The 12,318-nt window shown below is 42.7% G+C and carries 14 protein-coding genes; 6 read left to right on the top strand and 8 right to left on the bottom strand.

The features are described 5' to 3' along the window. Positions 1-4 precede the first annotated feature (4 nt). The gene (locus HC965_RS00275; protein ID WP_191029544.1) at positions 5-475 is read left to right on the top strand and encodes a GAF domain-containing protein; all 471 of its coding nucleotides are present in this window, start codon (positions 5-7) and stop codon (positions 473-475) included. Between the two features lie 112 nt (positions 476-587). Here the strand turns inward: HC965_RS00275 and HC965_RS00270 are convergent, their stop codons facing one another. The 7 genes from HC965_RS00270 to HC965_RS00240 form a co-directional block, all read right to left on the bottom strand. Then, positions 588-902 (bottom strand): chaperone modulator CbpM, encoded by a 315-nt coding sequence (locus tag HC965_RS00270; RefSeq protein ID WP_191030027.1) that lies wholly within the window; start codon positions 900-902, stop codon positions 588-590. 14 nt (positions 903-916) lie between these two features. Continuing rightward, a complete protein-coding gene (locus HC965_RS00265; RefSeq protein WP_191029543.1) occupies positions 917-1,894 on the bottom strand; it encodes a DnaJ C-terminal domain-containing protein in 978 nt (325 codons plus the stop codon). Positions 1,895-2,032: 138 nt separating this feature from the next. Then, a complete protein-coding gene (locus HC965_RS00260) occupies positions 2,033-3,748 on the bottom strand; it encodes a phosphoethanolamine transferase (RefSeq protein ID WP_191029542.1) in 1,716 nt (571 codons plus the stop codon). Continuing rightward, positions 3,735-4,928: a BamA/TamA family outer membrane protein gene (locus HC965_RS00255; RefSeq protein ID WP_191029541.1), complete on the bottom strand. Its 1,194-nt coding sequence runs from the start codon at positions 4,926-4,928 to the stop codon at positions 3,735-3,737. The genes HC965_RS00260 and HC965_RS00255 overlap by 14 nt, the downstream gene beginning before the upstream one ends. 95 nt (positions 4,929-5,023) lie before the next feature. Further along, positions 5,024-6,037 (bottom strand): low specificity L-threonine aldolase, encoded by a 1,014-nt coding sequence (locus HC965_RS00250; protein ID WP_191029540.1) that lies wholly within the window; start codon positions 6,035-6,037, stop codon positions 5,024-5,026. A gap of 40 nt (positions 6,038-6,077) precedes the next feature. After that, complete coding sequence (locus HC965_RS00245; protein WP_191030026.1) at positions 6,078-6,452, bottom strand: hypothetical protein; 375 nt, start codon at positions 6,450-6,452, stop codon at positions 6,078-6,080. Positions 6,453-6,463: 11 nt separating this feature from the next. Next, positions 6,464-7,012, bottom strand: a complete 549-nt coding sequence (locus HC965_RS00240) for an RNA polymerase sigma factor (RefSeq protein WP_191029539.1) — start codon at positions 7,010-7,012, stop codon at positions 6,464-6,466. Positions 7,013-7,166: 154 nt separating this feature from the next. Here HC965_RS00240 and HC965_RS00235 point away from each other — a divergent pair, with 154 nt between their 5' ends. After that, complete coding sequence (locus tag HC965_RS00235) at positions 7,167-7,589, top strand: DUF6249 domain-containing protein (protein WP_191029538.1); 423 nt, start codon at positions 7,167-7,169, stop codon at positions 7,587-7,589. Positions 7,590-7,668: 79 nt separating this feature from the next. On the opposite strand, the gene HC965_RS00230 is transcribed toward HC965_RS00235, so the two are convergent. Further along, positions 7,669-7,887 carry a winged helix-turn-helix domain-containing protein gene (locus HC965_RS00230; protein WP_022136827.1) on the bottom strand — a complete coding sequence of 73 codons (219 nt, stop codon included), beginning with the start codon at positions 7,885-7,887 and terminating at the stop codon, positions 7,669-7,671. A gap of 235 nt (positions 7,888-8,122) precedes the next feature. Between HC965_RS00230 and HC965_RS00225 the strand changes: the two genes are divergently transcribed. From HC965_RS00225 to HC965_RS00210, 4 genes are all read left to right on the top strand, one after another. After that, positions 8,123-9,862: a thiamine pyrophosphate-dependent enzyme gene (locus HC965_RS00225; protein ID WP_191029537.1), complete on the top strand. Its 1,740-nt coding sequence runs from the start codon at positions 8,123-8,125 to the stop codon at positions 9,860-9,862. Positions 9,863-9,928: 66 nt separating this feature from the next. Then, complete coding sequence (locus HC965_RS00220) at positions 9,929-10,876, top strand: DUF2157 domain-containing protein (protein ID WP_191029536.1); 948 nt, start codon at positions 9,929-9,931, stop codon at positions 10,874-10,876. Beyond that, complete coding sequence (locus tag HC965_RS00215) at positions 10,860-11,828, top strand: DUF4401 domain-containing protein (protein ID WP_191029535.1); 969 nt, start codon at positions 10,860-10,862, stop codon at positions 11,826-11,828. Before HC965_RS00220 ends, HC965_RS00215 begins: the two co-directional genes overlap by 17 nt. Next, positions 11,815-12,318 (top strand): GDYXXLXY domain-containing protein, encoded by a 504-nt coding sequence (locus HC965_RS00210; protein ID WP_191029534.1) that lies wholly within the window; start codon positions 11,815-11,817, stop codon positions 12,316-12,318. The genes HC965_RS00215 and HC965_RS00210 overlap by 14 nt, the downstream gene beginning before the upstream one ends.

The raw sequence follows: 12,318 nt of genomic DNA, 5'->3' as shown, positions 1-12,318 counted from the left end.
CGATATGGCAGAAAATTTATTAATCAGCACAGGAAGCAAAGAGGAGAAATATCGCGAGTTACTTCCGCAACTACATGCTTTAGTAAGTACGGAAACAGATTTCATTGCCAATCTTGCCAATGTCGCGGCAGCCCTGAAGCAGACTTTCGGTTTCTTTTGGGTAGGCTTTTATATGGTAAAAGGAGATGAACTTGTATTAGGTCCTTTCCAGGGGCCTATCGCCTGTACACGTATCCGAATCGGCAGAGGAGTTTGTGGAACAGCCTGGAAAGAAGCGCGTACACTGATTGTTCCTGATGTAGAGCGATTTCCCGGACACATCGCGTGCAGTTCGGATTCAAAATCGGAAATAGTAGTGCCGATGATAAAGCAGGGAGAAGTTATCGGGGTATTGGATATAGACAGTGATACGCTGGATAGTTTCGATACGGTTGACGCACGCTATCTGGAAGAAATTTGCACATACATCGGGTAATTGCAGGAGTACCGCTATCATGCAAAAAAACAGAGGCTCTGATTGAATGAATCAGAGCCTCTGTTTTATATAAATAGACCTTCTGTTTGGCGCAAACAGAGCCTTCGTTTTTTTACCAGTCCACATCTTCTATTCCCTGTTTCCGATACAGCAAAAGTTGATTGCGAAGTGAACTCATTTCACGTCTCATCTCTTCCATCCTTTCCAGCAGATGATGGATGGCGTCGATACCTTCCATGTTGATGGACAGGTCGTAGTACATTCTGCTATAACGTTCTACGCTCGGAAGTTCCGACAAAAGCAGATAATGTTCACCGCCTTCGGTATGTACGTTAATCAAACCGCCTTCTTCCAACAGTTCTATGAATGAAGGCTCGATATGACATTTGTGACAGTATTCACTGACAATAATTAATTCGGTCTGCATAGTACTCATTCTTTTTAGTTCATACTCTGTAACTCGCGGAACAACTCTTTCTGTCTGTCCGTCAAGTTCGTAGGAATCTTGACAGAATAGGTCACAATCAAGTCACCGAATTGTCCTTCCTTCTTATAAACCGGGAATCCTTTTCCTTTCAGACGGACTTTCGTACCGTTCTGTGTTTCCGGTTTTATCTTCAGTTTCACTTTACCGTCCAACGTGTCGACCAGCTTTTCACCACCCAATACGGCTGTGTAAAGGTCTACTTCCATATCTACATACAAATCGTCACCCAGGCGCTTGAATACGGGGTCTTCGGCTATGACGAAAGTAATGTACAGGTCGCCCGCAGGACCGCCGTTGATACCTTCGGCTCCGTAGCCTTTCAGTTTAATCACTTGTCCGTTGGCTACACCGGCAGGGATAGTGATACGCACTTGTTTACCATTAACGGTCAATACTTGTTTATGCGTCTGAGAAGCATCACGAAGAGACAGGTGAAGTTCGGCATTAAAGTCCTGTCCGCGGAATCCCGCAGAACCTTGTCCCCGTCCACCGCGATGTCCACCGAACATTGATTCGAAGAAATCGGAGAAACCACTGGCATTACCACCGGAGAAACCTTCACCGTCGGAACTGTACCAGTATCCACCGTTTCCGTCAGAGAAACCTTGTCCGCCACTTCCGCCACCACCGAATCCGCCGAAACCGCCCGCGCCGCCAAAGCCACCGGCTTGTTGCTGCGCTCGTTTCTGTGCTTCGAATTCATCGGCATGCTTCCAATGCTCTCCGTACTCATCATACTTTTTACGTTTCTCAGGGTCACTCAGTACTTCATTGGCTTCATTGATTTCCTGAAACTTATCCTTTGCACTCGGGTCATTGGGGTTCAGGTCAGGATGGTATTTCCGGGCCAACTTGCGAAAAGCCTTTTTGATATCGTCCTGAGAAGCACTTTTGTCTACTCCAAGAATCTTGTAATAATCTATATAGGCCATGTTTTATGAATTTAATCGTTCATACATCATACGGCAAATAACACGCCAATCCTGCTTTTGGATGCAAATTTTAGCAAGTATTAAGTATTAGGTATTAGCCGTGGCTTCCGGCAAGTTTCCGTCCGCATGGCATACTACTTAATACTTCTCTTTATACTTAATCTCCTTCTGCTCCAACATTCGGAAATCCGGTTTCTTCATGCCCAAATCATCCAACGGACGGGGTTCGTTATGGTCATTCAAATATGCTCTCGGCTTCATTTGATAAAGTGAAGTTGCTACGGATTGTGAATCATCCCTGTAAGGAGTTTCTATCCCGCCCAAATCCAGTATGGTCGGGAAGAAGGAACTGCTGGAAGAAACGTCCTTCTCTTTATTATCCATTGCCGCTTGCCAATGTTCGGGATGAGTTTCCCGGTAACTGTCGGACATCCAAATGAAGAACGGCACATGAAGCTGATAATAAGAAGGCACGGGCGAAGCATGAAGGAACAAATGACGGGAATCGTCGAAAATATCCTCTCCATGGTCGGAGGTATAAATCATAGCGGCGTCTACCTGTTGCTTTTCCAACATACGGATGATTCTTGCCAGGAAACCATCCGTGTAACGGATCGAATTATCATAAGCGTTCACCAGATTATCCCGATATTTCCGTTCCGCATCGACCGGATAATCCGGTGTGAAGAAAGTGTTTTCCAATGGATAACGTTCGCGATAATTGAAGTGGGAACCGTAGGTATGAAGTACGATAAATTGCTTCGTTGCGCCTTTCGCCAGTTCTTGTTCCACCAGTTTCAAGAGTTCGTCATCGGACGGGTTATAGCTCGAATCAAGAGAATCTTCTTTTATAAAATCATAGGTGTCGGCTTCCTTTCCGAAGAAGTCGATAAATGAATGGTTGTAACGCTGATTAGAGAAGAAGGCGGTCTTGAAACCGGCTTCTTTAAAGGCGGTGATGATTCCTTTTTGGTGATAAATAGAGTCGTAGTTGCAGGCGTTGACGTCCGACATCAGCATAGGTACGCTTTTGTGTGTCGTATTCGACTCTGTCAGTACCTTCGGGAAAGCAATCAATCCTGTCTGCTGAGACAATAATGGATTCGTCTCGCGTTCATAACCGTACAATTGCCAGTTCAGGGCACGGGACGTTTCGCCTATTACCATCACATACACTTCCCGTTCCTCTTGCGGATGGGTGGCTTTGGCATGGAAGGTAAAGTCTTTCGAGGTTTGATGATAATTCTGCGTCAAGGCTGTCCGTTGGAAGGCAAGACCTACATTATAACAGACATTCAGCGGATATAAATCCGACTTTAGTTCATAGCCCGAATCTTGTACATACGCTCCGGCAAGGCTGAGAAGGGAAATACCAAAGACTATGAGAGCCCTTTTCCGTTCTCTGCGGATGAACTCTACCGATAACTTGCGCTTGCGAATCATTGAAATCGTTCCTAAAATCAATGCAGGGACATAAAGTATGATTACGGCGATAATAGCGGGAGTCAGGTTATCGAGCAGTTCGAGTGCTTCACTCGAATTGGTAGTCACCAGATTCAGGAACATATCGACAGCGATGATGGACTGTCCGAACAAGTAAAGCAGTACGATTTGGAAAGCTCCGAAGAATAGGAACAGGAACAAAATCCAAAGCATCTTACCGCAGTTTCTCGACAGCGTCATCAACAGGTAATAACAGCCAAAAGGCAACAATACATTAGCAACTTTTGCCATCACCGGCAGCGGCTCTGTAAAACAGAGGACGATGTTAGGCACTATCAGGATAAACAGGAACAGATAAAACAAGTGTTCCTGATTTTCCAACCAATTCTTTATATTCTTAAAAAGCTTCATTGATATTAAAGATAAATCCGGTCTGGTGTTTACCAAAACCTAAGTCCAAACGTACATTTACTCTCTTTTTAAACTCCCAGCGGTAACCGAAACCGTAATTGGGTAGAATATGCTTCGGGGTAAACTCGGAGAATTTCGGGAAGATTGTTCCCGCCCCTGCCCATACAGCTACTCCATTCCGCTTCCAAACGTGTTGCCGGAGTTCTATTTGCGCATCCATCGCGCACTTGTCACGATAACGACCTTCGTAGTATCCACGCATCGAATAAGAGTTTCCCAGGGTTGCCATCAGTCCCCAAGGGGTATCTCCGTAGGTCAACAATGTGTGAAATTGTCCTGCCAGCACTCCGCCTTTCCATACGGTGTGATAATAGCTGGTAGTCAATTCGGTATTGCTGAACGCATATTTATTGCCAAGGAAAGCTGGGCTAAACCGTTGGTCCAGTCGCAGATAATATCCCCGGTAAGCATTTGTCAGGAAGTCACGTGAGTCGTAGAGAAGGGAAAGTCCGAGACTTGTGTTAGTAGTCCGTGCTGCCATTCCTTCCCATAGTTCCGGTTTTTCAAAGTCCCGTCCGTCGATGTAGTCGAATACAGCCATCGGGCCGATATAGAAATTCTTCGCCATACGGAACATGAAGTCTACTTTCACTTGTGCCTGAAAGCGTTTATAATCGCTTTCGTTATCAGAGTTTGCTCCATTATCATATCCTCTGCCCCAATAAAGGCTGGGGAAAGAATAAAAATAAAGGTTATAGTTCAAACGGTATTTATCTTGTGGAAACAGATGATTTCCACGAACTCCCAATAAATAGAAGCCAACCGTAGAGACATCTCCATAGAGGGATACATTGGAAGGGGGAAGAATCGTATCATTATAATCGGTGCGGTATAAACCCGCCGCCACCAGTCCAAGTCCGAATTTAGTATCGCTGGAATAATGAGGACCGCCTATCACGCTGAAATCAAACTTTTTATTCTTTTTTTCCTTATTGGCATCATTGAAGTAATCGAGAAACTTCTTGAAGAAGCTGCGCTTTACCGCAACAGTATCTTCGGCAATTACTGATACAGAATCTCCAGGCAGTTCAATTTCGGTAGAATGCATCTGCGCGCCAAGTGAGGTTTGTGTTAGTAACAATAGCGCGAATAATATTAGCCTGTTCTGTCTAGTATTCATTGTAATAAGAAGTAGAAAACTTTTGGGACAAAGTTAGTTTCAAACTTCTTATTACAACAGAGTTTCAGGAGCTTTTGTTGACCCTTTTTTCCTTTTTAACGTTTAAAAAGTCGAATAAACTCGTCAACATCGTGTTCTGTGGTATCAAAAGAAGTTACCAGGCGGATTTCATTATTATCTTCATTCCAAAAATAAAAGAAATAAGATTCCAGCATCCGGTCGATTTCCGGGCGGGGCATGGTCAGGAATAGCTGGTTGCTTTCCGCCTTTTGAGTAAAGGTTACTTCCGGGAATTTCTTCAACTCATTGTAAAGTTTGGCTGCCATCGCATTGGCATGCTTCGCATTTTTCAGCCAAAGGTCGTTTGTCAGATAAGCTGTAAACTGGCAGGAAAGGTAACGCATCTTCGAAGCCAACTGGGCAGACTGCTTACGAATGAACCGTGCTTCCGATTGCAAGTCTTTATTGAATATGATAACGCACTCTCCCATCATTAATCCGTTCTTTGTACCGCCGAAACTCAGAATATCCACTCCGCAATCTACGGTCAGTTCTTTGAGAGAGAGATTCAGGGCAGCACAGGCGTTGGCGATTCTTGCTCCGTCCATATGGACGTACATACCGTTCAGATGGGCAAAGTCGGTCAGGCGTTTCAGTTCTTCGGGAGTATAAATCGTGCCAAGTTCGGTACATTGGGAAATATAAAGCGCCCTGGGCTGTGAATGATGCTGGTCGCCAAAGCCATGAAGGTAAGGTTGCATCAGTTCCGGGGTGAGTTTGCCGTCCGGGGTAACAATCGGGCGAATCTGACAGCCGGTCATTTTTACGGGAGAGCCACACTCATCTACATAGATATGAGCTGTTTCCGCACAAAAGATAGAATGATACGGACGTGTCATTAATTGTAATGCCACGACATTGCTGCCTGTACCGTTGAATACAAATAAGGGGACACAGTTCGGCGTAAAGGTTTCCTTTATCTTAGCTACTGCTTCTTCTGTCCATTTATCATCGCCATAGCCTAGTGCATGGTCTATATTCGCCCGGTTCAACGCTTCCATCACCAACGGATGCACACCGGAATTATTATCAGAGGCAAAACTTCTCATTGTTTCCTTGCATTTTAAATTGAATTGCAAAGTAACAGATTTATTTCCAAATATACTTCTTACGCAACCAATAATCTACCCCCAGTAAAATTAAGACCAACAAAGCTATATAGATATAAAACTTCAACAAAGGAGCTTCCGACCGGACATCTGTCTGTGGCAAGTAATCGGCAAAGTTAATATCCACATAAAAGAACAAAAAGTAAATGCCGAGTCCCAGCAATGCAAAGACAGATGTCAGCAGGGCCACCCAACTGATTTTCGCTTTTCTTTTTCGCTGTTTCTCTGCTTCCAGCCGGATATGTCCCATCATCCGATAGGAGAAATTGGAAGACAAACGTTCCATTTGCCGCCGTTCAAGTGCCTGTTTCAATGCACTTCGCATATTATCTTCTATTTTCTTCTCCGTTTCCATCTCCTCTTCTATCATTTACCATTCATTAATACATATATTTTCTTGCGGGTACGGTGCAGTCTGATTTTCACATTGCTTATCGTTATCTTCAACACCTCACCTATCTCTTCCATTGATTTCCCTTCATAATAGAATAAAGTAATCAATGCCTTTTCTTCTCCGGTCAATTGCTCGATGGCTTTACATAGACATTCTATCTGTTCTTCATCTCTTGCCGAAGAAATCACTTCATCCGCTTTCTCATCAGGTACATTATTAATAGTATTCTCCTCAATATACAGAAACTCCAGTTTCTTCTTTCGAGTCGCTGAGATAGCAGTAGTATAGGCTATCCGGTAGAGCCAGGTAGAAAAACGACATTCACCCTTATAACCGGACAAATTGCGAAAAGCCTTCAGAAAAACATCTTGTAACAACTCTTCCGCATCTTCCGGACAACCGACGATTTGTACTATCAACGAATATAAAGGACGGCTGTAACGGTCAAGCAACACAGAAAAATATTCTGTTTCCCCATCCAGTATTCGTGTTATATAGTATATCTCGTCTTTCTGTTCCATCTTGACCAATTAGACGCTATGTATTATAAAAGGTTACAGTTTCAGAATAAAAAAATAGAATTGAAAAATAACCAGCCGTGATGTGTAACCTTTTTCTGCTGTCTGCGTCAAACGGTACAAAGAACGAAAATAATCACTTAAAAATAGTATAATTATGATGGATTTTATCTTGGTTCCTTTAGTGGTAGGTATTATCACATTGGGTATTTACAAATTATTCGAACTCTTTGTATGCAAAAAAGAACGGATAATCATGATTGAGAAACTAGGCGATAAGCTTAGCATGGGGGATATTAGCAGCAAATTATCTTTCAATGTCAACTATTCCCGTTCACGGTTCACCTTCAGTAGTCTGAAAGCCGGTTTCCTGATGATTGGCATAGGTTTAGGACTTCTAATCGCTTTTTTCATTTGTTGTGCAGCTTTTCCTAATTACTCTACCGGTAGAGATGCCGCATGGAATGTATCACAGCAAGCCAGTCTCGTTTATGGCGCATGCGTACTTTTCTTTGGCGGTATAGGTCTTTTAAGCGCTTTCCTCATTGAAATGAACATCCATAAAAAAGAAAAGGAATAAAAACAAAAATCCCCGAAGCATTGACCATCCTGTCGTTACTTCGGGGATTTTTTTGTTCTTGTTAAGGTACTAAACTCCTTTAGCCAATGTAAACATTCACACAGAGATATACGTAAAGTTCTTCATCACACTGGTCGAACTCTATCTTATTCTCTCTTGACAACCATCCTAAAGCGGCGCCCAACTCTTTGTCCTTCAGCCCGGATTTTCTTTTCAGAAGTCCGTAGCCCCACTTCTCATTATTGCTAAGCAGTTGCCAAACTTTACCGGCATTCACGCCGATTTCACTTCTATTCATTTTCTACAGTTATTAAGAGGTTTAAAACATTAGGTTAAGATTTCGCCTATAAAGATAACAAAAGGATATTGCATTTATTTATACCGCTTTGCTAAAAAGTTGTTACAAAATTCTTTTTAACACAAAAACAGCGATGTGTTCCGACACAAAGCAGTTATTAGCATATGTTAAATTAGAACTTTTCTTTGCAGATAGCTGTTATTACTTAAAAATCAATCCTAAACCTATTACAGATATGGCAAGAAAAGTAGCAGAACAACTCATAGATACCCTGGTGCAATCCGGGGTAGAACGCATTTATGCAGTGACGGGAGACAGTCTGAATGAAGTAAACGAAGCTGTCAGAAAGAACGATAAAATAAAATGGATACATGTCCGCCACGAAGAAACCGGAGCATATGCTGCGGCAGCGGAAGCACAACTGACCGGTCGTCCGGGATGCTGTGCCGGAAGTAGCGGGCCGGGGCATGTTCATCTTATCAACGGTTTGTATGACGCGCACCGTTCGGGTGCACCGGTTATTGCCATTGCTTCCACTATTCCCACCGGGGAGTTCGGTACTGAATATTTTCAGGAGACGAATACCATTAAACTATTTAATGATTGTAGTTATTATAATGAGGTAGCTACCACGCCCACGCAATTTCCCCGCATGCTTCAATCGGCTATTCAGACGGCTATCACTCGCAAAGGGGTATCGGTTATCGGGTTGCCGGGAGATTTGGCAAAGGCTTCTGCCGTTTCTGTCGATTCGTCGGTTCGTAACTATCCTGCCGTGCCGGAAGTTTGTCCGGCGGAAGAGGATTTGGCGCAACTGGCTGATTTATTAAACAAGCATAAACGTATCACTCTTTTCTGCGGTATCGGCTGCCGGGGAGCTCATGAGGAAGTAATTGCACTTTCAGAGAAACTAAATGCGCCAGTGGTTTATACTTTCAAGGGGAAGATGGAAGTGCAATACGAGAATCCGTATGAAGTGGGTATGACCGGACTTTTGGGAATGCCTTCGGGATATTACAGCATGCACGAAGCGGAAGTGCTTCTTATGCTTGGAACGGATTTTCCTTATTCTGCTTTCTTGCCGGATGACATTAAGATAGCTCAGATTGATATAAAACCCGAACGTTTGGGTCGGCGTGCCAAAGTGGATATCGGGCTTTGCGGAGATGTAAAGCTGAGTATTCAGGCTTTACTCCGTATGCTGAATCCGAAAACGGATGATACATTCCTGGTGAAGCAGCTCAAAAGGTATGAGGGGGTGAAGAAAGACCTCGCTGCCTATACGGAAGATAAAGGGGAGGTGAATAAGATTCATCCTGAATATGTAATGTCCGAGATTGACAAGCTGGCTTCGGATGATGCTGTATTCACAGTAGATACGGGGATGACTTGCGTATGGGGAGCACGTTATCTGCAAGCAACAGGAATGCGCCATATGCTGGGTTCTTTCAATCACGGTTCTATGGCTAATGCGTTACCGCAAGCTATTGGCGCGGCTTTGGCTTGCCCCGACCGTCAGGTAGTTGCGCTTTGTGGAGACGGCGGACTGTCGATGACTTTGGGAGATTTGGAGACGGTTGTTCAATATAAATTGCCGATTAAGATTATTGTATTCAATAACCGTTCACTGGGAATGGTGAAACTGGAAATGGAAGTGGACGGGCTACCGGACTGGCAAACAAATATGCTGAATCCTGATTTTGCCCAGGTAGCCGAAGCAATGGGAATGACAGGATTCAATGTCAGCAACCCGGAAGAAGTATTAACGACTCTATTCAATGCTTTCGAACTGGATGGCCCTGTGCTCGTGAATATCATGACTGACCCGAATGCGCTTGCCATGCCGCCTAAAATTGAATTGGGACAGATGGTAGGTTTTGCCCAATCCATGTATAAGTTGTTAATCAACGGACGTTCACAAGAGGTAATTGATACTATCAATTCGAATTATAAGCATATACGGGAAGTATTTTAAGTTGAGTGACAAGGGTGATTATCATTTTATTTTCTTATGTTTGTAATCATCTAAAAGTTGAAACATATGGAAAAGGCTGACTCTTCACCCTTGTCACGACAAGCTTTGTACGCAAACAAAAAGGAATGGAACCGGTTTCTATCCATTTTCCTATTAGCAGTGGGCATTGGTTTTACTGTATCAGGTATCATTTTTTTCTTTGCCTATAACTGGAACGACCTGCCTAAATTTGCAAAACTGGGAATTGTAGAAGTATTATTAATATCTTCTGTCTTGCTTGCCGTATTCACCCGATGGAACAGGCTTGTCAAACAGATTCTTCTTACAGGAGCGACTTTCCTGATAGGTACGCTCTTTGCTGTCTTCGGACAAATTTATCAGACGGGGGCTGATGCTTATGATCTTTTCCTGGGCTGGACACTCTTTACTATCCTTTGGGCGGTTGCCATTCGTTTTGCTCCGTTATGGCTGACTTTTATCGGGTTACTTTGTACGACGATATGGCTGTATAATATACAAATAGCTAATCCTGACTCATGGGAAATGACTTTGCTTGCCAATGCAGTGACTTGGATATGTGCTTTGGCAACTGTCATCACAGAATGGATGAGTATAAAAGGAAGCCTGAATAAACAGAACCGCTGGTTTGTCAGCCTTCTTTCATTGGCTACCATTGTGCACACGAGTTTTCTTACGATGCTGGCGATTTCAGATGCCAGCTCGCTTACAATAGCAACCATCTGCGAAGAAAAAGCTATCATCGTTTCACTCATAAGCACTATTCTTATATTCTCCGCAGGGCTATGGTTTGGATGGAAAGAAAAGAATCTGTTTTATCTGGCTGTTATTCCTTTTGCGACATTGATGATTCTATTGACTGCATTCATATGCCATAGCGATTTGAGAGATGTCAATCTATTCTTCTTTTCAGGAATTATGGTTATCACCGGAACGACCTTACTTATCTACATTATTCTTCAACTAAAAAAGAAGTGGTATGGCACAGAAGCATAATCTTACAATTCAAGTTGTATCCATCATCGGTGGAATACTGACTGCTATCTTCTTTCTCGGATTTCTTGCACTTGCCCGAATCCTAAGTTCCGAAATTTCATGCCTGCTAGTTGGAAGTTTATTAATTATTGCCACATTAACAATCAGCCGTCTTGTCATCCGGTCTTTCCTGGATGCTATGAATATCACTTTATATATTGCAGGATGCGTATTGGTTGGCTTTGGGATTAGTGATTCCATGAATATACTTTTCATTGTACTTATAGGAATCAGTATGCTCACCTTCAGGCTGTCGAAAGGTTTCATCCTGCCCTTTCTTTCAGTGATTGCGTTTATTATATCCTTCTTTGGAGAAATAACTCGTATTTTTTCTTCTTCCTATGCTCTGCAGATTGCAGTAATTCCTGTTATGGCAGCATTCCTGTTCACCAATCTTTTTGAAGAGAAACTGCTTGCCCGACTAGGAAATAATTTTTCCAAATACATGCCATTCCACTACGGGCTATTCGTTTCTTGTCTTGTTTTAATGAGTGGACTGTCAATCAATTATCTGACACAGGATATGAATTATTGGATTGTATCCTGCATTCTGTCTGTATCTATATGGATAGGACTTCTTATCATGGTTCAACGGATTATGAAAGTTATGCAAGTGGATAACCCGGTACATCAGGTCGGCATCTATATTCTTTGTATCGTCATCTGTCTGCCCACTGCATTTGCCCCTTATTTGTCCGGTAGCTTATTACTGATTCTGATATGTTTCCATTATGGCTATAAAGCAGAGTGTGCAGCCTCACTCCTTCTCTTTATCTATGCTGTTTCCAAATACTACTATGATTTGAATATAAGCTTACTTATTAAGTCTATCACGTTATTCATTATTGGAATCGCATTCATTGCAGCCTGGTATTTCTTCACTCAAAAAAGAATAAGACATGAAAAAATATAGCCGGATATTGATTATTGTAAATCTTATATTGTTACTGGGATACTTCAACTGGTCTGTTTTCAAGAAAGAACAGACTTTGAAGGATGGGCAGTTAGTGTTATTACACTTAGCTCCCGTTGACCCTCGTTCTCTCATGCAAGGGGACTACATGAGACTCAACTACGAAATAAACTCATCTTCGTCAGACTTTATAGATGAGCAGACTGCCACACGCGGTTATGCTATTCTCCAAACGGACAGCAATCAGGTAGGTCAACTTATACGATTACAGAATACTCTAACACCTTTGAGTGATAATGAGATAGCTATCAAATACAAAATAGTAAATGGGCGGATATTTCTCGGCGCCGAATCCTTCTTCTTTGAAGAGGGACAGGATACTCTTTATCAGGATGCCATGTATGGTGGGCTAAAAGTGGATGATAAAGGACAAAGTTTACTTATTGGATTATATGATGAGAACTTTCAGCAATTACAACCGGATAAATAA

This window comes from Bacteroides sp. GM023 (assembly GCF_014750685.1).
In the GTDB taxonomy this organism is placed as follows: Bacteria; Bacteroidota; Bacteroidia; order Bacteroidales; family Bacteroidaceae; genus Bacteroides.
Note: the sequence above shows the minus strand (reverse complement) of the source record. Positions and strands in the feature narration are given on the sequence as shown.